The sequence below is a fragment of the Pedobacter sp. 10L46_2 genome (assembly GCF_056395165.1).
Genome location: NZ_JBFTIZ010000051.1, coordinates 1 through 22,153, shown reverse-complemented (window position 1 = coordinate 22,153; position 22,153 = coordinate 1). Strand labels below are relative to the sequence as shown.

The following is a 22,153-nucleotide window of genomic DNA, read 5'->3' as shown; positions in this document are numbered from 1 at the left end:
CTATTACATCCGGTTTTTTTCCTCATCAAGCGCATTGTTTTTGTGCTTGCTTTTACGGGTAAACGTGTCTTTACCAAAGTTATACGTTAGTGCAATGCCAAATCGCTGCGTATCAGATTCATTGGTTTGAAATGAATAGGCCTGCGCCAGCCCTACTGAACGTTCCCTGGCTACCCAGCTATGGAACATGTCATCAACATTGAACCTGATGCTGCCTTTGTTTTTCCAAATCTTTTTTTGAATACCTGAGTTTACCCTGTACCTGCCTGCTGTATAAGTTTGCCCGTTTAAATCCCGGCTGACATAATAGCTGCCCAGTTCTGCACTCCATCCTTTTTTGAATTGAAATTGGTTGTATATTCCTATTCTGGCTGCATAAATACTTGGATTAAGCTTTTCGCCATATGCCATACCATCTAATCCCAATCTGGCGAATTGCGGTTCAAAATAAAGTGTCCACCATTCAGCAGGAGTAATTGTGATATTGGTATTTAGAATTATCATATATCCGAAGGCTACGTTTTCCGGTTTCCTGATAAAAATATCATTTTCTACACGTGTAGTCTGGAAAATTACATCTGTAAATCTGTTATAACTTAAAGCTAGTCTAAGCCATTGTTTGTGTTGATATTTAAGTTCATAACGCATCTGATATTGAGGGGTTAATTCCGGATTACCTGAAGAGTAAGAGTACTTGTATTTAAAAAACACAAAAGGATTCAGGTATTGATAATTTGGCCTGTTTATTCTTTTGCTGATACTAAAGTTTAGGGTGTTTGTGCCAACTGTATCAAGCTTGTAGTTTAAAAAGATACTTGGGAACACTTGCGTATAGTTCTTAGTAAAACTGCTTGGTGGCACCAGCTCGTTGCCTAATTGCTCCCCCTTAGATTGTGTGTTTTCCAAACGCAATCCTAATTGAATAGATAGGTGTTTCCATCCTTTTTGAGCATTAACATATGCAGAGTTTATGTTTTCTCTGAACTTGAAGTGGTTTGATTGTCCGTTATCGATAACCGGTCCCTGATCGGTAATGTTGTAATAATCAGATTTGTTATCGTTATAAACGAAGCTCGATTTAAAGCCCGCTTCAAATTTTGCGTTGTTTTTCATGGTTTGCACATAATCTGCTTTGGCAGTGTATATATTTATGGTAGAAGGTAAATCGTAAAAGAATTTGCTATCGCTGATAGCAGTGCCATCTGGCTGATAAAGTGAGTTTACGAGCGATTGGTTGCCGGTACTGCGGTAATTTAAGTAGTTGATATCGGCAGAGAGTTCCTTCCCGGTTGATCCGAATTTATGCAGAAAGTTGACGTTGGATCCTAAGTTGGTTCTTTTATTATCGCCAATGGTGTTTCCTTTGCCAATGTTGTTCAGTTGTCCGGCGTTGTAATTGTCGCTATTATAATTCAGCAGATCGTTGTTTTTATTGTCGTTTATATTGACCTGGAAACCGTATGTTGTATTTGGAGTGGCTGCATAATCTAATCCTGCGTTTGCATTTAAGCCGTTGCTTTTAAACTCCTGATTATTTATTAGCTCTACGGTTGATGTTGGTACATTGTTAGTATCAAAGAAGCTCCTTGTCATGTTGTCGATGTTATAATTTTTCTCGTGACTATAACCAATACTCCCAAACAAATTGATCTTTTTATAGTTGTAGTTCAGGTTCAAAGAGTTGTTGTTTCTTCCATATTCTCCTTTAGAATAACCTGTAGCAAAACTTCCTATAAAACCACCTATCCTGTTTTTTTTCAGTTTAATATTGATAATTGCATTTCCTGATGCATCATAACGGGCAGGAGGGTTGTCCATCAGCTCTATCTTGTCTAAAAGTGATCCGGGAAGAGATTTTAGGTAAAGAGAAAGGTCTTGTCCCGACATGTAAGTAGGGCGGCCATCAATTAAAACCATAACTCCAGATCGGCCGTTTAATGTGATATCCCCATTGGAATTTACAACTATGCCGGGCGTTTTTTCGAGCACTTCTAGTGTATTGCTGCTGGCGCTGCTAATCATGGCATCCACGTTTACTACTGTTTTGTCTATTTCCATTTGAATTAGCGGACGCTTTGCTTTTATCACTACCTCTGCAAGTTCTGTACTTTTAGCCGGCAGTAATATAATTACGGGAAACACCACGCCTGCGTTATCCAGTACATGTAAGGGCGATGAATTGAATTCTTTGTAGCCTACAGCTGTTATCCTTAATAGATAAGAACCTTTGGTGACATCATTGAATTGAAATTTACCATCGATATCAGTAGTTCGCGTGGTAATAATCGAGGTGTCTGCGGCTTTAAGCAGACGAACAGTAGCACCGCCAATTGCCTGGTTTTTTGAATCTTTTACAGTTGAGGAAATGACTCCTTGTTTTACCTGCGCCAGGGCAGTAAGAGAGATCAGAGAAGCGAAAAATAATATAATATATGTTTTCATTACAAATGGTTTTTAATTTGATCAGGTTGTTGATTGATCAAATATTGATTGTTCGTGTTAGCTCCGAAAAAAAATATGTTGTAACTTGCCTGTTAGTTGATGGAAAGCTATTTTGAGGTGTTGAACTGTTTTGTAACCTGTTTTTTGGGTTCTGTCAATGATTCTGGGCTGTTCGTCAGTAATTATTTATTGACTCGATGAACTTGTTCAAATTTGTAGCCTATGATTGACACAAGGAACATCAGAAACACTATGGACGAGATAAAATTTAAACCACTGATCGGTTTCTTTGGCCAACCGCTTTATATAGTCTTATCCCTTATCATTTCAATCCCTGTTTTTTTGGTAATAGAAACATATGCGAAGTCTATTGAGATACATGAAGATGAAGCCGTGGCCTTTGCCGGAACTGTATTCTTTTTCATTGGGCTTTTTACAGGTAGATATGTTGCACAGATATGGACTGCAAGGTTAACAGTTCTTCCCAAGCAAATTTCTTTTGGGTTATTTATCCTGATCATAGTTTGCATTGGCTGGTTGTTTTTTCATGCTGATTTCCCCTTACGAGGGCGAATTGCCATTAATTTATTACTGTCGTGGGTTCCATTTATGCTGATCAGTCTGGCGCTCGGTGCCTTGATCAAGATCGTTCACGCGATTTCTGAAAATCAATTGAGAGCTGCCAAAACAATGGCTGCTCATAGTAAAAGTGAGCTGCATTTGTTACAATCTCAACTGAGTCCTCATTTTCTGTTTAACACGTTAAACAATATGTATGGGCTTTCTATTACTGATCATGAGAAAATACCTGCATTGCTGCTTAAACTATCGGAACTATTGCGTTATTCAGTTTATGATGCGACAGAAATATATGTACCGTTAAAGGATGAAGTAGCCTACGTTAACAATTATATAGACTTTGAGAAGATAAGGATAGGCGATAGGTTGGTATTGACTACAGAAATTGAAGAGGCAATTGTACCTGAAATAAAAATAGCACCCATGCTTTTAATTGTATTTATTGAGAATGCTTTTAAGCATTCTAAAAACACAATTGATGAGAAGATTTATATAGATATAAAACTAAAGACCTGGGGTAATTCTATCCTTTTTTCGGTAAAGAATTCATACGGTAAGGAAGAAAATGTTCAGCCTACGCTTAACAAAAACAGCGGTTTTGGTTTGGATAATGTAAGCAAGCGGTTAAACTTGCTTTATACGGGCGAACATGAATTGAACATTAAAAAGGATAATTCATTTTACAATGTTATCTTACATTTAAAAATGAAGTAATGGACCAAGTAAACTGCCTTATTGTTGATGACGAGCCGATTGCCAGAGATATTATAAAGACATATTGTAGTCACTTGGATTACCTTAATGTTGTAGCATCGTGCGGGAATGCGCTTGAAGCAAAGGCTGTGTTGCAGAAACAAAAGATCGATATCCTTTTCCTGGATATTAACATGCCGATAATGGATGGAATTTCATTTGTAAAAACAATGAAAGACCAGCCTCAGATTATATTTACAACAGCCTATAAGGAGTTTGCTGTTGATGCATTTGATTTGGCAGCTTGCGATTACCTGTTAAAACCCTTCTCCTTTGATCGTTTTATTATTGCTGTAGATAAGGCACTAGAAAAATTAGAACCTAAAGCAACTATGCAGGCAATCGAGGTTTCTGGCTCTGATAATGAAGATTTTATCTTTATTAAAACCGATGGAAAGATCTATAAAATTGGATATGATGAGTTGCTTTATGCCGAAGCACAAGGCAATTATACTAAAATCATAACTACCAGTAATTTTCTGTTGCCTAAAATGCCTTTCTCGAACTTTGAAGAGCTCTTACCCAAACAACTTTTTCTAAGAACCCATCGTTCATTTATTATTTAGCTCTTCTTTTTTGGTGAGCTTAAAGATCACAAACATCACTATTCCTGAAATAACGGCTAGTAGTAAGTAGCTGGAATTTAAGTTGTGCTCGTCTTTTGCCGGTAAGAATGAGATAACGCTGTAGCTTAGAAACGACACGATCACATACGTAACACCGCCGGTTAATCCGCTGGCAATGCCTGCATTTTTAGGGAATCTGCCCAGACAAAAAGTAAAATAATTATTGAAGATATAGCCTGCCGTAACGTGAATTAAAAAGGCGAAGAATATAAGTGTATAGATGCTGGATATGAATTGAATGCTGATAAACATGAGCAGCACAAAGAGTATTTGCAGCCCCAGGTTCACAATCATTTTCTTTAAAAATGGCTTGTTTATGGTTGCTTTACCTATAAAACCGCCAACCATCCAGGCAAAACCAAGAATCAGGGAGCTATAACCGGCGACAACCGGTGAAAAATGAAGGTGGTGTTCTATGATAAATGGGCCTGTCATGTTGTAAATCATTACCATTGAATAGGCAAGGCCCAACATCACTATACCCAGACTAAAGCTCGGGGTTTTAATCATTTTAAGATAGATGTTGCCGATATTGCTTAATGAGAATTTAGAGAAGCGGGTCAGGCTCTCGCCACTGTAAATGAATTCGAGTATGGCAAGTATGATTGCTAAACCGGCAAGGAAGTAGAAGTTAGACTCCCAGCCAAATACAGTTTGCAAATAGCCACCTAAAAATGGCGCTACTATGGGGCCGGTAGACCAAATGATAGAGAACAGGCTTAAATAGTGTTTAAGTTTATCGCCTTCAAAAATATCGACAAAAAATGCGCGTTTGCCTACAATGATAGTTCCTACTGTAAATCCGTGAATGATTCGCATGAGGTAAATGAGGTAGACATTATGGGTATTTGCAATTACGATGCTTGCTGCTGCAAATACGAGTAAGCAGATAAGGCTAAGTTTATACCTGCCAAAACTATCTAGCACGCTGCCTATAAAGAGCTGTGAAATTCCATAACTGATTAGGAATAAGCTAAGTGTTAATTGTACTTGTAAACTGCTTACATTCATGGTGGTAGCCATGGTAGGTAAGGAAGGGATGTAGATGTCTGTTGCGAAGCCGGATAATGGTAACAGGGCAAAAGCAAGGACAGTAGAAATGCCCTTATTGTGTTCTTTTAATGGTTTTGATGCTGTCAATTGATAAATGTTTTGAGCAGCCAAAGTTACCCTTATAAAGGTTTTTAACCCGTATTTTTAGAACATGGTAATGTAATAAATAAACTATTTTAAAGTAAAATAATTACTTAAACAGCTGCCCGGCGCCGCTTTTAACATAAAATTCTTTATAGTTTTTTATGTTAAGCATATCGTTTACAGCTTTGTTTTTATCGGTGCTTTTGTTGTAGTAGGCTTTGCAGATCTGGTAACCAACCCAATAGCCCAGATCAGCAGGTTTATCTGCAGTTTCCTGATCGGAATTTGCGATCCAATTGTGAGACTTGGCGAGATACATCTCTTTCTCAAAATCTGTCCAGATCTGTTTTTCTTTACCTTTAGCCCAGACATGCAGACGTTCATTAGCAGTTTTATCCGATATCAGTTCGCCAATAAAATCGGCCATGCCCTCGGTAAGTGAACCGGCAAGGAGCGTGGTGTCGCCAGCAAGGCCATTCTGGTTAAAATGGATGAGCTCATGGGCAATTAGATTTGGTAAGGATTTTAGGTTTGTGAAGTTGTTTTGCTGCCATAAGTTTAGCTCTTTAACAGGAACTTCTTCTGTGCGGGCAGATTGATCCAAGCCTATCAATAAGCCGGCATCAGTGCTGGTTCCGCCTGAATTAAAAGCGCCAATAACAAAGTAAATGTCAGGAAATTGAGCCTTGTTGTAGATTTGCTTGAACTTAACAAAGCTTTGGATCATTTGAGGCTTTTGCTGATCTACGGCGTAAGTATTTTTACGTACAGCGGCATAAAATAGAGGCTTGGTGTTTACAGATTTTACAAAATTCTTCAGGTTTCTGATTTTATAACCCAGATAATCCTGAAGTCCATTTGAGGCAGGTTCTACATAGTATTTCTTATAAAGGTTGATGGCGTTGGCGGTATCCTTTTTAGCTAGGTCATATGCCTTCCAAAAGTTCTTTACATCGCTGGTAATCAGTTTAGCCTTATATGGATCTGTGGTGCTGTTTTTAACTGTCTTAATGCTATTTAGGAGTTTAGGCCAGCCTGGTAAGGAACGTAAGGATTCAAGATCAGTATCTTTTTTAATTTGATCGATATTTTTATAGCCACTATTTACAGCGTTTGTAAGTAAAACCAGGGCGCTGTCTTTTTGACCACTTAAGGCATAACAGCATGCCGCATTATAATAATTATCTGATCTAAGAACCTCGAAGTCGACTTGCCTGGTCGCGTTTAGGTAATACCTGCCAGCTTCTTTAAAGTTTTTTGCTTTGTAAAGACTGTCGGCTATTTTCTCTGGTCTCACTTGCGCAACTGTGGCCGTGGCAGCTAGTAGCAATAGAATTAAGAGTTGTTTGAATTTAAGCATGCGTTGAGTATATGTCTGTTTTTATAATGTGAAGTGCGTTGCAGCGTTTTCACTGGCAAGTTTTAGGTCTGTAAATATTTTATCGGCAATAGCTAACTTAGGATGTTGCGAAGTATCACTTTGTATAGCATAACAAACCAGATTGGCTGCTTTAGCAGCTTTTAGGCCATTAATTGTATCCTCAAAAGCTAAGCACTCATCCTTGTTTAGTCCAAGCTGCTGACAGCAGAAATTATAACATTCAGGATCTGGCTTTGTTAAAGTAACATCGGTTCTGGTAACCATAAGATCAAAGTAGTTGCTCAAACCATTTCTTGCAAAGATCAGATCAACATCTGGTCTTGGGCTAGCGGTAACAACGGCTAATTTAAGTCCTTTTTGCTTAAAAAACTGTATTGTTTCCAAGGCAAAGGGCATTAAATTGATATCTCTAGTTGAAAAGCCGGTTTTGCTTAAGCGTTCCCGCCAGAGGATTAGTTCAGATAGACCAATATTGAGATTGTATTTTTCTTTAATTTTTTTGCTGTTGACTGGGAGTGGGTAGCCTGCGTAAGTATTAACCCATTCCTCATAAGTCATAGATAACGAGTAGGTTTCAAGGATTTCTATCCAGCATTGGTAATGGAAGTATTCTGAGTCGATAAGTGTGCCATCTAAATCGAATAATATGGCTTTAAGTTTCTGCATGTACGTAAAAGTATTTTGCTAAAATAGAAAAAACTAATTGCTTTATTATCTTTGCCACAGCTCCGCTACTTATGTTATTATTCAAAGAAATTGCACGCACTTATAAACTTTCATTTACTGGCTTAAGCCGCGAAACCTGGATCTTGAGCATTGTTATGCTCATCAACCGCAGTGGATATATGGCGGTGCCTTTTATGGGTTTGTTTGTAACGCAATCGCTCCACAGACCAGCTTCTGATGCAGGATTAATCATCACTCTTTTTGGCGTCGGCTCTATAATGGGATCAGCAGCAGGTGGTAAGCTTACAGATGTAATTGGGTTTAGACCGGTTCAGATAGTGACCTCTATTGTTAGTGGTACATTCTTTCTTTTTTTTGCAAATATTACTCATTTCCATACGTTATGCGCGCTTGCTGTTGTGATCAGTTTCTTTTCGGAAGCCTTTCGTCCTGCGAACTTTGTAGCCATAGCAGCCTATGCCAAACCTGAATTACAGACCCGTTCTTATTCTTTAAACCGTCTTGCGGTGAATATGGGATGGGCAGTTGGTGTAAGTATGGGTGGTTTAATTGCATCTTACGATTACAGATTGTTGTTTTATGTTGATGGCACGGTAAGTATTATTGCAGGACTAGGCATCTTATGGTTTCTGCCAAAAATTAAAGACTATAGAAAGGCTTTAAAGGAAAAAGTTAAGGGAATTGTAGTGCGTAAGCCCTGGGAAGATGCAGTATTTATCAGGTTCCTGCTGTTAACCGCTGTTTTTATCATCTGCTCTTTTCTGATGTTTAGAGTTGTTCCGGTATTTTATAAAGAAATTTGGAAGATAGGTGAGTTTGAGATAGGCTTGATATTAGGCCTCAACGGGATCATTATTGCACTGTTTGAAATGGTGATGATCCATAAGATTGAGAATAAAAGGTCTCCTATTTTTTTTATAGTATTAGGTGCTATATTAGTTGCATGTTCATTCGCTGTACTTTTGCTTCCTTTTGGAAGTCCTATAGTATTGGGCACCCTGTGCATAGTTTTCTTCACCTTTGGTGAAATGTTTGCTTTGCCTTTTATCAATACCTTTGTAATGAGCAGGGCAAATGAGTTTAACAGGGGCCAGTACGCAGCGGGATATATGCTTTGCTGGTCGATAGCGCAGGTTGTTGGTCCTATAGCCGGGTTTTTTATTGCAGAAAGGTATGGTTACAACACGCTTTGGATAGTGATTACCATTTTGTTGATGATCTCGGCGTATATGTATAGACTAATGAAACAGGATTAATCAATAATTGATAACCGTAAAAACAAAGAAATAGCGTGGATGATATCAGCATAGTGCAAAAGGAAGCGGGTTTAAAGTACCTTTTCCTTACTTTTCTAAAAATAGGATGTGTTTCTTTTGGTGGGCATATGGCTTTAATAGCGGTTGTTCAAAAGGAAATGATTGAAAAGGACAAAACCCTGAGTCAGGAAAACTTATTAAATGCCGTTAGTATTGCCAGTTTATTGCCCGGACCATTGGCAGTAAACGTGGTATCGTATATTGGTTATCATCTGCACAAAAAAAATGGCTTACTGGTGAGCATGCTGGGGATTCTGCTTCCGGCCTGCATATTGATGTTTGTGCTGTCGTGGTGTTATTTTAATTACATTCATGTTAAGGATCTTTCGGGTATAATGGCCTATACAGTAGCAGCTGTAAGTGCGATCATATTAACTACTGGTTTAAATATATTTTTAAAGGAAGTAAAAGGACATAACGGTAAAATAGCACTGTGTTTAATCTCCATAATATTACTTTATTTCATTAAAGGCTATCTGATCATTCTGTTGCTTATACTGATTGGCGGGTTAATTGGTGTTTATTTTAAACTAGCCAATTTAGCCTTGAGCAGCGGTGCTAAAATAGGCTTGTCATCGCTGTTGTTATTATATGCGGCTTTTATTTCCGGATTGTACCGAAACACAGACCTGATTCTTCTTAAAATTGCCTCCGTGTTTTCAGGGATCAGTCTTTCGCTTTTTGGCGGAGGTTATGTGATGATCCCGATTATGCAGTCCCTCTTTGTAACAGAATTGAAGTGGTTAAGCAATCAGGAATTCATAGATAGCATTGCTTTTAGCCAGCTAACACCAGGGCCAATTCTGGTAAGTGCGTTTTTTACAGGTTATAAATTGGCCGGTGTGGCCGGTGCGTCATTGGCAACAATCGCTATTTTTGTACCTTCTTCTATTTTAATGATCATTGTTTCAAAGATATTTAAGAATAATGCAGACTCAACGGTGATGAAAAATGCATTGGCAGGAATAAAACCTGTAGTAGTGGGCATGATCATCGCTTCGGGCATAAAGCTCTTTTTCTCAGTGCCTTCCACGCCAATTAATGTTGCATTATTTGTGGTCGCATTTATTTTAAGTTTCAGATTTAAATTTAATCCTGTATACTTAATCATTATTTCTTTACTAATAGGGACTGCAGTACACTTTATGGGATAGGTACTGAATTAATTTTAACTAACAAGAATGACCAATACCGGCATACAAATTATAGGAACGCAACGCTCCGGATCTAATCTTTTAAGAGTAATTCTGGATCAGTCGGCTGAAATAGCATCGCCGCATCCGCCTCATATTTTAGTGGTTTTTATGCCGCTTTTACATCTGTACGGCAAGCTTAACAGTACTTCATATAAAATACTTGTTAATGATGTAGTAGCTTATGTAAATGCCAATCCGGTACCATGGGAAGGGGTTTTACTGAACGCAGACGAGATTTACGAACAATCAACACGTTATGATCTTTTAGAGATAAACAGGTTGGTATATGAGCAGGCTGCCATTAGTAAAGGTGCTAAGTATTGGTGCTGTAAAAGTATGGCAAACGTTCATTATGCTACAGAAATGGAAGATTTTGGACTAAACCTGAAATACATTTATCTGTACAGAGATGGGAGAGATGTAGCCTGTTCATTTAAGAAAGCTATTGTTGGCGAAAAACACATTTACCACCTTGCCAAGCAATGGAGCGAAGATCAGGCAGCTTGTTTGAAGTTAAGGGCAAGTTTGCCGGCAGAGCGCTTTTTCGCGCTTAATTATGAAACATTGATTACGGAACCGGAAAGGGTGATTAAGAAACTATGCCTTTATCTGGATATCGCTTATCATCCTGATATGCTTAAGTTTTATGATTCCAAAACCTCTAAACTTACTGCAGCAGCAGGCGAAATGTGGAGCAATCTGGAAAAGCCCATCATTAGTAACAATACCGGTAAATTTTTAGACGAATTTAAGGGCGATGATCTGGAGATCTTTGAACTGGTTGCCGGGGATGTATTGAGGGAATTGGATTACGAACTGGTTATTCAAAATGCTGATGTAAGTTTAATTGATGCCGATCATATTGCAGTTTACGACAAGGAAAATGYAATTTTAAAGAAAGAAGCCCTGCGGACTGCCAGACAAAGTGATTTAGATAACAGAGAAGGACAGGCCAAAATCCTTAAAGAAATTAAAGAAAGAGCGACAATAATTTTACCCTAAGCAATGAACATTACAGACATACAGCCACTAATTGACATCGCCATTAAAGCCGGAGAAGCTATTTTGGAGGTTTATAATGGAACACAGGAAGATTTTGGAATTACCAGAAAAGAAGACAATTCGCCGTTGACTGCTGCTGATCGTGTTTCGCATGACATCATTGTAGACGGCTTAACTAAGCTTTATCCGGAAATTCCAATACTATCTGAAGAAGGTGCTGATATTGAATATGCTGTTAGAAAAGAATGGAAGCAATATTGGTGTGTAGACCCACTGGATGGCACCAAAGAGTTCATCAGCAGGAATGGTCAGTTTACCGTTAACATTGCTTTTATGGAGCACAATAAGCCTGTAATTGGTGTAATTTATAGCCCTGTATTGAATGTGGTTTACTATGGAATTGTAGGAAAAGGAAGTTGGAAAATGACACCAGGTGAAGCCCCTGAAGCCATCAGTGTAGATCGGAAAACGAGTGAATGGATTGCTATAGGTAGTCGTTCTCATGCCGATGAGGATGAGGAGAATATCTTAAAAAAATACCCTGTAGTTAGTAAGCTTTCCATTGGTAGTTCATTAAAGTTCTGTTTAGTTGCGGAGGGTAAAGCGCAAATCTATTTCAGAAAAGGACCAACAATGGAATGGGATACTGCAGCCGGACAGGCAATAGCAGTAAGTAGTGGTGCAATTATGGTTAATGCAGATTTTGAAGAATTTGTTTACAATAAACCCTCGTTATTAAATCCCGGGTTTTATTGTAAAGTAAGTTAAGCGTTATCTGCTATCTTGTTTTTTACTGCGTTGTATAGCTGGTCACAGCATTGTTCAGCAGTAAAATTATCAGTATGAAGGATCAAGTCTGGTGTGGTTGGTCTTTCAAAGGCAGAGCTTATCCCTGTAAAGTTTTTTAAGGTGTTGTTGTGCGCTTGTTCGTATAGACCTTTAACATCTCTTTGTTCGCAAATATCCAGCGGACAATCGATAAACACTTCGAAATACATACCGCCCAGAATGTTTTTGGCTATTGTTCTATGCCCATTTAAAGGCGTAATAAATGAACAGATAACAATTACGCCGTTGGATGCAATTATTTTTGCGGTTTCAGCTGCCCGCCTGATATTTTCGGCTCTATCATCCATACTAAAGCCCAGATTATAGTTTAAGCCTTTTCTCATTTCATCCCCATCAAGTTTCATAGAAAAGAAGCCGGACTCATTTAATTGCTCCTCAAACAGATTCGATATTGTACTTTTCCCTGCTCCGGATAGGCCCATAAGCCATATCACCATGCCCTTTTGATGTGGTAATTTCATTAAACGAATGTATAAAAAAATAGTTTACTACCTTTGCAAGCTCAATGAATAATTCCACTACATCAGATCCTATATATAACCTTCCTTTTGCATTACTCTGCCTGAGTTCACTTTTATTTTCTGCCAGTTTTAATATGCTCATACCTGATTTGCCAGCTTACCTTAGTGGTTTGGGTGGTGCCGAGTATAAGGGTTTAATTATAGCATTGTTTACGCTTACGGCAGGTATATCTAGGCCATTTAGCGGAAAGTTAACCGACACCATTGGCAGGGTTCCGGTTATGGCGGTAGGATCTATTGTATGTTTTGTTTGCGGATTCTTATACCCTATACTGGGCACTGTTTCCGGATTTTTGTTTCTGCGTCTTATTCATGGTTTTTCGACCGGATTTAAGCCAACTGCTACTGCGGCTTACGTTGCAGATATTATTCCGAGGGAGCGTTGGGGAGAGGCTTTAGGAATACATGGTTTGTGTTTTAGTACCGGAATGGCCATTGGCCCCGCTATTGGTAGTTTTATTAGTGGCCTGTATTCAATAAATGTGCTGTTTTACAGCTCATCTGCTTTGGCGTTGCTTTCGATCATCATATTGATGAACATGAAGGAAACCTTGAAGGATAAAAAGAAATTCAGTTTATCTATTCTGAAAATATCACGCAAGGACATTATTGATGTTAGGGTATTACCTGCAGCTATTGTAACCTTGTTATCGTATGTAGGTTATGGTGTAATACTTACCTTAATACCTGACTGGAGTGGTTATATTGGACTGGCCAATAAGGGGATATTCTTTATGGTGTTTACCATATCCTCGTTGCTGATCAGGTTTATTGCCGGAAAAGTATCTGATAATTATGGCCGTTTGAATGTGGCAATCTGCGGATTGACCATTCTGTGTGCCTCGTTGGTCATCACAGGGTACGGCACTTCCGAAGCCGGTTTAATTACCGGAGCAGTAGTTTATGGCATAGGTGCAGGTGTTTTGTCTCCTGCATTAAATGCATGGACTATAGACCTTAGCCACCCACAACATAGAGGTAAAGCTATGGCAACCATGTATATCGCTCTTGAAGCAGGTATAGGTTTGGGCGCATTATTTGCAGGCTGGGCATATCAGGACGTGATCTTTATGATCCCATCCATTCTATATTGTACTGCCGGTGTTGCATTTGTGGCACTTGTGTATATGGTGATCTGGAAAAAGCGATCTATGTCATTTAGAGGGGACGATCGCGACTGATTTCTTGTTGTTAACTACAATTTCAAGCAAGCTATCCATGTTCTTTATTTTTACTTTTTCTGGTGTTTCTTTTATAATTTGATCATCAACGTGCGCATCCTTACATACTGTAAAAATAGCTGCCGTTTTGGATCTGATCGATTTAATGGTAAATACTCTTTCCTTACCTTCATGAATTACGGAGATATAATCAGATAATACTTTTCGTTTACTTTCGGCAACCATCAGTACATCAAAATATCCATCACCAGGGTCGGCATCTGGACTTAACTTTAAATTAGGCCCCAGGCTAGGGATGTTCATGACTTCAATCAAGAGGTATTTATCCTCAAAAACCTTGTGGTCTAATTCAATTGTGGCTTTAAAGGGTTTATATGTACTGCAGATTTTATGCAAGGTTTTGAGCGCCAGCTCAAATTCATCCTCAGGTGTTTTGATATGGTCGGTATTCATCTTCGTTAATTGCTTCATTAGTTTTGGAAAAACACCATATCCAAATGCCTCTATGAAAAAGAAAGTATCCTCTGGGGCAACTACCTGGCCTACATCAAACTTCTTTAAATGATAATTGTTCCAAGAGCTGACATTTGTATTGTTGTTGTTGCTAATATGGAGTGAGGTGGCAATGTTATTTGCAGTACCAAAGGGAAGCAGGGCAATTGGCCTTTTGTATTTTAACTTCTTGTTTAGCAATGTCATAATCATTTTTCTTATCGTTCCGTCTCCACCGGCAATTGCAATAAATTCCGTTTCTGGTTTAATATTTCCAATTGATTTCTTTTTAGAAGAAGTATAATCGCACTTGTAGCCGTTAGATTCTATCAATTTAACGATTTCCTTTTTCGAGTATTCACCATCGCCCGCAGTAGGATTATGGATTAATCGGATGAGTTTGCTGGTTTTTTTCATATAGTTTGAACAATGTTGACATAACTATGGTTTTCATTGTAGTAATTATTTTAAAAAACTATCATGAAAATCCTGATCACAAATGACGACGGTATTTATAGTCCCGGTATCAGAGCGCTGGCAAACATCGCACTGCGCTTTGGTACAGTTAGAATTGTAGCCCCTGATGTGGAGCAATCATCAATGGGACATGCCATTACACACTCGCGTCCGCTTTCTTATAAAAAATCGCCAATCACATTCGAAAACATTGATGCTTTTAGGGTAAATGGAACACCGGCAGACTGTGTTGCACTTGGTTTGCATATGTATCCTGATACGGAAGTTGTGCTTTCAGGTATCAATATGGGGCCAAACCTAGGGAACTCTATGTGGCATTCGGGAACTTTGGCCGCTGCTAAACAATCGGTTTTACTAGGGGTTAAGGGAATAGCATTAAGTACACCTGTCGGTAAATCGGAGCCCGATTTTGAAAGCCTGGATCCTTTTGTTGAGCAGGCATTAACTGTATTGTTAGAAAATACGAATCTTGGGTTATATAATGTGAATTTTCCGCGTAAGCCAAAAGGGCTTCAGTGGACAAGGCAGTCGGTAAGGTTATACGATGGAAGCGTGGTTCCGGGGCATGACCCAATGGGCAGAAAGCATTATTGGATTACGGTAAAGCCACTTGAACTGGCAGAAGAGGGGACTGACCGATGGGCGGTTAAAAATGATTTGGTGTCTATAACTCCTTTAAGGCTTGATTTAACAAATGAAACTGAATTGAAAAGTCATGAGCCGACAGTAATTTTATCAAAAACTAATTAATTCTAGCTCTTGTTTGATATTATTGCTTTCTTTACTGTATGAAGAAATGGTTTCAAGCTAACAGCACACATTTTATTATCATAGGGATATTCTTTATTCTCTGTTTTGCTTATTTCAGTCCTGCTATGCAGGGTAAGGACCTTTACCAGAGCGATGTGCTTGAAGCCAAAGCAATGGCAAAGGAGATCATGGATGTTCGCGCGGAAACAGGAAAAGGGCCATTGTGGACCAATTCTATGTTTGGTGGGATGCCTAGTTTCCAGATCTGGGTATCGAACAGTGGCAGTATAGCCAACTATGTGATCAATACCTTAAAAACTGTATTTCCGAACCCAATAGATATTGTGCTTTGCTATCTGCTGGGGGCTTATTTTTTATTGAGTACATTAAAAATGAAGCCCTGGCTTGCTGCTGCAGGAGCCATAGCCTTTGCTTTTACGTCTTATAATTTCATCTATATTGAAGCCGGCCACAGCAATCAGGCAATGGCAATTTCGTTCTTTGCACCTGTATTGGGTTCTATTTTACTCACTTTTAGAGGACGATATTTATTAGGTGGTTTGTTAACTGCTCTTTTTCTTGCCATTGAAATCAGATGCAACCACATACAAATGACTTATTATCTGTTCATGTGCCTGCTCATATTGGCAGGTTTTGAACTGTATTATGCAATAGCATCCAAACAGTTAAAGGCTTTTTTTACCGCTGTAGGATATCTTTTTGCAGGTGTGATTTTAGCCGTTGGTGTAAACGCGGGACAATTATGGACTACCTACGAATATGGAAACGAATCTATCCGCGGTAAGGCAAATTTAACCAGAACAACCTCAAAATCAGATAGTGGACTTGGGCGCGATTATGCCTATCTCTGGAGCCAGGGTGTTGGCGAAATCTCAACATTCCTTGTTCCAAATATGTATGGGGGTGCTACTCAGATCAAACAATTAGATGAGCATTCTAATGTAGCTAAAGCACTGGTAGCAAAGGGCGTTCCTGAAGATCAGGTTAAAGAGCTCATCCCTCAGCTTGAGCAAGGTTTATTAAGAACTTATTGGGGTGAAAAATCGAGCACTCATGGTCCATGGTATTTTGGCTGTATTGTGGTCTTTTTATATGTTCTGGGGCTATTTATAGTTAAGGGTAAAATGAAATGGTGGATTTTAACCTCCACATTTCTATTTGTGTTTTTATCGTTTGGCAAACATTTCCCATTAATCTCTGATCTGTTTTTTGATTACTTCCCGATGTATAACAAGATGCGGGCAGTAGAATCTATATTGGTTATACCGGCATTAATTATACCATTGCTGGCATTTGTGGCACTTAAGCAATTCGTAGATGAGAAAGATACGGCAAAAGATTTACCCAAAAAGTTACTTTATTCTCTATATATAACAGGCGGTGGCTTAGTGTTATTTATGCTCGCGCCAACCTTGTTTTTTGATTTTAGAGATTCATCGCATCAGGAAATGGTAAATCACCTTGCTGAGGCTTTTAAGGCTGATCTTAGCTTTGCCAATTCCATAGGGAGTGCCTTGATAGAAGACAGGATATCACTTGCCCGTACGGATGCTTTCAGGTCCTTGATTTTCATTTTGCTTGGCTTTGGTGTGTTATGGGCAATATTAAAAGGGAAAGTTAAAGCAAACACCGCATTTATTGTTTTAGGTGTGCTGATACTCGTTGATATGTGGGGTGTAGACAAAAGATACCTGAACAACAGCAACTTCTATGATAAATCTGTGCTGGATCAAAATTACCAGGCTACTGCAGCTGATCTTCAGATCTTAAATGATAAAACACTTGATTATAGGGTTATAGATTTTACAAAAGGTAATCCTTTCTTTGATGCGTCGGCTTCGTATTTCCACAAATCGGTAGGAGGAAGGCACTCTGCAAGGCTGCAGCGTTACGACGAATTGATAACGGCACAATTTAGCGAGAAGATAAATGAGCCCGTATTGGATATGCTAAATACCAAATACGTGATTATGGCCGATAAGGCTAGTCCGACGCCTCAGGCCATAGAAAGAAAGACAGCTTTGGGAAATGCTTGGTTCATCAGCAATGTGAGCTACGTTAAAAATGCGGATGAAGAGATGAAAGCCATTACCAGCTTTGACCCGAAAACAACGGCAATAGTTGATGAGACTTTTAAATCTCAAATTGGCGATGCAAAATCTTTAACTGATACTACTGCAAAGATTCAACTGACCGAATATCATCCCGATCACCTGGTTTATAAATATAAAAGTGCACAGGATGCTATAGCTGTATTTGCTGAGGTTTGGTACGACAAAGGCTGGAATGCTTACTTAGATGGTAATAAAATCCCTTATTTTAGAGCTAATTACATACTTAGAGCAGCCAAATTACCTGCAGGCAGTCACAATTTAGAATTTAAGTTTGAACCGACATCTTATCTTGTTGGAGATAAGATATCAATGATTTCTTCTTTAATTCTGGTAATCATTTCAGGTATTGCTGTATTTTTGCATTTCAGAGCTAAGAAAAAGACTGCTTTGGTATAAACCATTAAACGATAAAGATTGTATTCAAAAGATCAGGCTTCGCAGATTAAGCAGGCTTTCTGGACTGCATATGGGCAGTATATGGCATTGCAACCTTCTGCTGAGGGGTTGCGAATTAACTGGATTAACTATAAGACTGGCATCAAGCATTTGGCTTTCAAAATGCAGGTTGATAAGAAGTCGGCATGGATAGGGATAGAGTTATCCAATCCTGATTTAACCATACAGCAGCTTTTGTTTGAGCAGTTTGAAGAATATAAGAAACTGTTAACCGGAATTTTAGGAGAAGAATGGCAGTGGGAATTACATTCGACAGATGAGTACGGCAAAACAGTTTGCAAGATATATACCGTTTTACCTGGCGTGAGCATATTTAACAAAGAAGACTGGCCTAAGCTGATTTCCTTTTTTAAGCCTCGTATTATAGCGCTGGATGAGTTCTGGAACGATGCGCGTTATGGTTTTGAGCTATTTAAGTAGGCTTTATTTAAAGCTCATCTGATCTTTCGTATCGGGTTTCGCCAGTTAATATCAGTTCGTTGGTGTCTTTATCAATGGTAAAATCGATATCCATAGCGTGATCATCCGTATAATCTATTGCGGCACACATGGAAAATTCGCTGATCTGATATCCTGCTTTAAATTTGCCTTTTAAGTTGTGATCACTAACAAGGGTATCTTTCAGAATCCCGATGTTTTCTATTTTACCTTTACCGTATTCGTAATCCAGAATCAATTTTTCCAGTTCACCTGTTTTGCATATATGATGATGAAGGAGGTGAATAAGCTGTTTGGGATTTTCTTCGGTATCATAGAAAGCCGAAGCGTCTATTTTAGTCTTCCTTGTTATTGCTGGCATGGGATGAATATTTTTTTTTAACCTAATACAATATTACTGTTAAATATACGTCTTTATACTGAGAGCGTTAATTTAGATAAGCGGGAATGGTCGGTATGATTATTCCCGCTTTCTTTTTTTAAAGCCTTTAGACTTATGTTTTAGCGCTTCCCAAAATCGGACGGGCGGATATTTGTAAGTTGAAAAAATGCTTTACTAAATGCCGCCAGGCTATTATAGCCAGTAGCATATGCAATCTCGCTGGTTGATTTACTGGTTTGCAGAATCATTTCAATAGCCCTAACCATCCTTAGCAGTTTTAAATATTGTAAGAAAGAGATACTCATTACAGATTGAAATAATCTGGAGAGTGTTCTCTCGGCCATACCAAATCTTTTTGCCATATCTTCCAGCGTAAGCTGTTCATTGTAATGCCTTGCCAGAAAAGCAATAATTGGAAGTAAACGTTCATTGTTTGTGGTTGGTAAAGCTATTGGGAATGCTTTTATACCAAGCTGAGGAAGATGATCATTTCCAGTAAAAGATTATTGACGGGATAGATGCCCAATTGCTGAAAGAAGGGCTCACTGGTATCACCCTGGTCATAAAAATAGATGTTTCTAATCACTGTAGCCTGATGCCTTACTTCAAGATAGTGCGTTAAGCCCAATGGCACCCATACATAATGCCGGGCAGGAATAATATAGCTCACGTTTTTAATGTGTATGAAAGCTACGCCACCCTGAACGTACGTTAATTGTCCTTTTGTGTGCGAATGGGCCGTTAGCTTGCGCTCTATTTTTTCATGTAAAACGAATATACTATCTGGATTTAAGTCAATTGCGCTAAGATATTCTGATGTTTTTAAAATATTCATTGGCTGTAATGGACAAATAATTGGCAATATAGATAAAATTACAGCTTTGTCATATGGCTAACTTTGTGCATTCTATAAATTATATGTATTTCTATAAAAACCATTATGCTCTTATCTTGCTCTCCGTCCTCATTTCCACTACTACCTTAGCACAGCAAGACCTCTCAGCAAATCATTTGTCGTTAACAGAAGTCTGGAGTAAAGCAGAAACCAATAGTAAAGCCGTCAGGATGCAGGGTTTAAAACTTAACGAATCTGAAGAGGCGATAAAAGATGCCAAAGCAGAACGACTACCTGATATTGAGGCCGAAGGGGAGTATGCAAGGGTGAGCAATATGCCTATTTACGACAATGGTCTGTTTCATACCCCTTCACAATTTGAAGTGGTTCATACTTCCTATAGTTTTGGTGGCAACGCATACTTTAACCTTTACAACGGGAATAAAACCAACCTGAAGATCAGAGAAGAAAAAGAAAAGAAGAACCTTTCTGTGGAACAACTAAATTTAACTACTTCTGAAATTAAGTTAAAATCAGCTGCATATTACCTTGATCTGCAGAGGAGTAAAGTATTTAAAGACTTACTGTTAAAGGATATAAGCGATCAGGAAAAGCAATTAGCAGAGATCAGACAACTCTTTAAAAATGGAGTGATCTTAAAAAGCGACGTGCTAAGAGCAGAGCTTAAGTTGTCGCGCCAAAAGATGTCGCTATTACAAATTGATAACGACATCAATATAGCCAACCAAAAGCTGGCAATACTGATTGGTGAGCAGGATGATTTTAAGATATTGCCCGACTCGCTAACCAGCACTAGTTTAGTTATTAAAAGTTATCCCGAATATTTGGATGAAGCCATAACACACTCTTATGAACTAAAGATCTMTGAAAAGGAAACTGAATTGAATAAGCTGGAACTGAAAAAAGTAAAGGCCAATGTATCTTTTAAAGTGGGCTTGTTTGCAAATTATACCTATTCCTATCCTCAAATTCAATTTTATCCTTACTCTATAGCTATGTATGGGATTGGCTTAAGTGGTATAAAAGCAAGTTTCCCTATCTCAGCATTTTACCATAACAAACATAAAACCAAGGCGGCTGAGCTGGCATTTCAGCGACGAGAGGTTGAACACGAAGCAACAACAGATAAAGTTAGACAGGAAGTTAACGAAGCCTATTTAAGATATAAAGAAGCCATTACAAGGATTGATGTAGCAAAGCAGAATATAAAGCAAGCGACAGAGAACCTGAGGATCGTTAACAATACTTATTTCAACCAGTTATCACTGCTAACTGATCTTTTAGATGCTGATACACAATTGCTGCAAACCAGATTTGATCTTGCAGCAGCGCAGATAGCGGCACAATTACAATATTTCCAATTACAAAAAGCAATAGGCAACCTTTAAAATGCGAACAAAAAAGAAAAACTATACAAGTACCGATCAGCTCATCACCAAAGTCACGGCCTGGATTGCAGGCGTTATTGTTCTTGGTTTAATGATCTGGGGAGCAATTTCCTTATTTGACCTTTATAAGTATGAAGAAACCAATGACGCACAAGTAGAGGAATATATAAACCCTATAACTTCAAGAGTGACAGGTTATATAAGAACAATTAAATACGAAGAAAATCAGGATGTAAAGAAAGGTGATACCTTGCTTGTTATCGACAACAGTGAGTATAAACTTGGTCAGCAAGAGGCCGAAGCGGCTTTGTTAAATGCACAGGCTCAGATTAAAGTAATGGAAAGCAATGAGCTAACCACAACAAAAGCAGCAAGCGTTATGAAATCTCAGATCGCTTCTGCAAAAGCTAAACTTTTAAAGCAACAGCAGGATTATGATCGCTATTCAAAGCTTTTCAAAGTAGAATCTGCAACACTACAACAATTGGAAAATAGCAAGGCTGCCCTGGATGTAGCAGATGCAGAATACAGATCGGCCCTGAACGGCTATGAAACTTCGGCATCGAAAGTTAACGACATCAGGTCTCAAAGGGACGTATATCTGGCTGAAATAAAGCGTAGAGAAGCATTATTGGACAGAAACAAGCTTGATGTAGGCTACACGGTAATTACAGCGCCGTACAATGGAAAGATGGGAAGACGAACCATACAGGAAGGGCAGTTGATCCAGGCCGGACAAACACTGGCATTTATTGTAGATCAGGAAGCGGGCAAATGGGTTATTGCCAATTTTAAAGAAACCCAAATTTCGACCATGAAGCTAAATGGCCATGCGGTTATTGAAACTGATGCTTATCCGGGCGAGGAGTTTCAGGGAACGATTGTTTCCTTATCTCCGGCGACAGGGGCAAGGTTCTCATTACTGCCTCCTGATAATTCTACCGGTAATTTTGTTAAGGTGGTGCAGCGTATCCCGGTTAAAATTAAGTTAGATGACGATAGGAAAATAACCGATAAGCTAAAGGCAGGTATGAATGCTATTGTTGTAATTGCTAAAAACCAATGATTGCTGTAAAACCGGTATTTAAAAGATGGGCTCCTGAATGGCT

21 protein-coding genes are annotated in these 22,153 nt (G+C 38.7%); 12 read left to right on the top strand and 9 right to left on the bottom strand.

Features of this window, described 5'->3' with window-relative positions:
• Window positions 1–3: 3 nt before the first annotated feature.
• Window positions 4–2,442 (bottom strand): outer membrane beta-barrel protein, encoded by a 2,439-nt coding sequence (locus tag AC1DDX_RS08005; RefSeq protein WP_477621934.1) that lies wholly within the window; start codon window positions 2,440–2,442, stop codon window positions 4–6.
• Window positions 2,443–2,664: 222 nt separating this feature from the next.
• On the opposite strand from AC1DDX_RS08005, the gene AC1DDX_RS08000 reads away from it, so the two are divergent.
• A complete protein-coding gene (locus AC1DDX_RS08000; RefSeq protein ID WP_337716047.1) occupies window positions 2,665–3,735 on the top strand; it encodes a sensor histidine kinase in 1,071 nt (356 codons plus the stop codon).
• Entirely contained in the window at window positions 3,735–4,340 is a 606-nt protein-coding gene (locus AC1DDX_RS07995) for a LytR/AlgR family response regulator transcription factor (protein ID WP_477621933.1), read from the top strand. Before AC1DDX_RS08000 ends, AC1DDX_RS07995 begins: the two co-directional genes overlap by 1 nt.
• Here AC1DDX_RS07995 and AC1DDX_RS07990 read toward each other — a convergent pair.
• From AC1DDX_RS07990 to AC1DDX_RS07980, 3 genes are all read right to left on the bottom strand, one after another.
• The gene (locus tag AC1DDX_RS07990) at window positions 4,326–5,540 is read right to left on the bottom strand and encodes an MFS transporter (protein ID WP_477621932.1); all 1,215 of its coding nucleotides are present in this window, start codon (window positions 5,538–5,540) and stop codon (window positions 4,326–4,328) included. The genes AC1DDX_RS07995 and AC1DDX_RS07990 overlap by 15 nt on opposite strands.
• A 103-nt stretch (window positions 5,541–5,643) precedes the next feature.
• Complete coding sequence (locus AC1DDX_RS07985; RefSeq protein ID WP_477621931.1) at window positions 5,644–6,897, bottom strand: gliding motility protein GldB-related protein; 1,254 nt, start codon at window positions 6,895–6,897, stop codon at window positions 5,644–5,646.
• Window positions 6,898–6,918: 21 nt separating this feature from the next.
• Window positions 6,919–7,584, bottom strand: coding sequence for an HAD family hydrolase (locus AC1DDX_RS07980; protein ID WP_337716053.1), 666 nt, complete (start codon window positions 7,582–7,584; stop codon window positions 6,919–6,921).
• Between the two features lie 71 nt (window positions 7,585–7,655).
• On the opposite strand from AC1DDX_RS07980, the gene AC1DDX_RS07975 reads away from it, so the two are divergent.
• Genes AC1DDX_RS07975 through cysQ form a run of 4 tightly spaced genes read left to right on the top strand, consistent with a single transcriptional unit; the run spans window position 7,656 to window position 11,887 of the window.
• Window positions 7,656–8,861, top strand: coding sequence for an MFS transporter (locus AC1DDX_RS07975; protein ID WP_337716055.1), 1,206 nt, complete (start codon window positions 7,656–7,658; stop codon window positions 8,859–8,861).
• Window positions 8,862–8,896: 35 nt separating this feature from the next.
• Complete coding sequence (chrA, locus tag AC1DDX_RS07970) at window positions 8,897–10,075, top strand: chromate efflux transporter (RefSeq protein WP_477621930.1); 1,179 nt, start codon at window positions 8,897–8,899, stop codon at window positions 10,073–10,075.
• Between the two features lie 27 nt (window positions 10,076–10,102).
• Entirely contained in the window at window positions 10,103–11,119 is a 1,017-nt protein-coding gene (locus AC1DDX_RS07965) for a sulfotransferase family protein (RefSeq protein WP_477621929.1), read from the top strand.
• 3 nt (window positions 11,120–11,122) lie between these two features.
• The gene (gene cysQ / locus AC1DDX_RS07960) at window positions 11,123–11,887 is read left to right on the top strand and encodes a 3'(2'),5'-bisphosphate nucleotidase CysQ (RefSeq protein WP_172662721.1); all 765 of its coding nucleotides are present in this window, start codon (window positions 11,123–11,125) and stop codon (window positions 11,885–11,887) included.
• Here cysQ and cysC read toward each other — a convergent pair.
• Entirely contained in the window at window positions 11,884–12,429 is a 546-nt protein-coding gene (gene cysC / locus AC1DDX_RS07955) for an adenylyl-sulfate kinase (protein WP_172662722.1), read from the bottom strand. The two genes, cysQ and cysC, sit on opposite strands and share 4 nt — an antisense overlap.
• Before the next feature lie 44 nt (window positions 12,430–12,473).
• On the opposite strand from cysC, the gene AC1DDX_RS07950 reads away from it, so the two are divergent.
• Window positions 12,474–13,670 (top strand): MFS transporter, encoded by a 1,197-nt coding sequence (locus AC1DDX_RS07950; protein ID WP_172662723.1) that lies wholly within the window; start codon window positions 12,474–12,476, stop codon window positions 13,668–13,670.
• On the opposite strand, the gene AC1DDX_RS07945 is transcribed toward AC1DDX_RS07950, so the two are convergent.
• Window positions 13,644–14,579, bottom strand: coding sequence for a diacylglycerol/lipid kinase family protein (locus tag AC1DDX_RS07945; RefSeq protein ID WP_172662724.1), 936 nt, complete (start codon window positions 14,577–14,579; stop codon window positions 13,644–13,646). The two genes, AC1DDX_RS07950 and AC1DDX_RS07945, sit on opposite strands and share 27 nt — an antisense overlap.
• Before the next feature lie 63 nt (window positions 14,580–14,642).
• Between AC1DDX_RS07945 and surE the strand changes: the two genes are divergently transcribed.
• Genes surE through AC1DDX_RS07930 form a run of 3 tightly spaced genes read left to right on the top strand, consistent with a single transcriptional unit; the run spans window position 14,643 to window position 18,400 of the window.
• Window positions 14,643–15,389: a 5'/3'-nucleotidase SurE gene (gene surE, locus AC1DDX_RS07940; RefSeq protein WP_048905710.1), complete on the top strand. Its 747-nt coding sequence runs from the start codon at window positions 14,643–14,645 to the stop codon at window positions 15,387–15,389.
• A gap of 38 nt (window positions 15,390–15,427) precedes the next feature.
• Entirely contained in the window at window positions 15,428–17,920 is a 2,493-nt protein-coding gene (locus AC1DDX_RS07935; protein WP_337716057.1) for a YfhO family protein, read from the top strand.
• A gap of 18 nt (window positions 17,921–17,938) precedes the next feature.
• The gene (locus tag AC1DDX_RS07930) at window positions 17,939–18,400 is read left to right on the top strand and encodes a DUF4268 domain-containing protein (protein WP_172662726.1); all 462 of its coding nucleotides are present in this window, start codon (window positions 17,939–17,941) and stop codon (window positions 18,398–18,400) included.
• Between the two features lie 7 nt (window positions 18,401–18,407).
• Here the strand turns inward: AC1DDX_RS07930 and AC1DDX_RS07925 are convergent, their stop codons facing one another.
• The 3 genes from AC1DDX_RS07925 to AC1DDX_RS07915 all read right to left on the bottom strand — a co-directional run bounded on the left by AC1DDX_RS07925 (window position 18,408) and on the right by AC1DDX_RS07915 (window position 19,635).
• Window positions 18,408–18,779: a hypothetical protein gene (locus tag AC1DDX_RS07925; protein ID WP_172662727.1), complete on the bottom strand. Its 372-nt coding sequence runs from the start codon at window positions 18,777–18,779 to the stop codon at window positions 18,408–18,410.
• 140 nt (window positions 18,780–18,919) lie between these two features.
• On the bottom strand, window positions 18,920–19,162 hold the full coding sequence (locus AC1DDX_RS07920; protein WP_477621928.1) for a helix-turn-helix domain-containing protein: 243 nt from the start codon (window positions 19,160–19,162) through the stop codon (window positions 18,920–18,922).
• A 101-nt stretch (window positions 19,163–19,263) separates the two neighbouring features.
• Window positions 19,264–19,635, bottom strand: a complete 372-nt coding sequence (locus tag AC1DDX_RS07915; protein WP_477621927.1) for a cupin domain-containing protein — start codon at window positions 19,633–19,635, stop codon at window positions 19,264–19,266.
• Window positions 19,636–19,718: 83 nt separating this feature from the next.
• Here AC1DDX_RS07915 and AC1DDX_RS07910 point away from each other — a divergent pair, with 83 nt between their 5' ends.
• Both AC1DDX_RS07910 and AC1DDX_RS07905 read left to right on the top strand, forming a co-directional pair.
• Window positions 19,719–21,044 carry a TolC family protein gene (locus AC1DDX_RS07910; protein WP_477621926.1) on the top strand — a complete coding sequence of 442 codons (1,326 nt, stop codon included), beginning with the start codon at window positions 19,719–19,721 and terminating at the stop codon, window positions 21,042–21,044.
• Window position 21,045: 1 nt separating this feature from the next.
• Window positions 21,046–22,110 carry an HlyD family secretion protein gene (locus tag AC1DDX_RS07905; RefSeq protein WP_288881680.1) on the top strand — a complete coding sequence of 355 codons (1,065 nt, stop codon included), beginning with the start codon at window positions 21,046–21,048 and terminating at the stop codon, window positions 22,108–22,110.
• The last annotated feature ends 43 nt before the right edge of the window (window positions 22,111–22,153 follow it).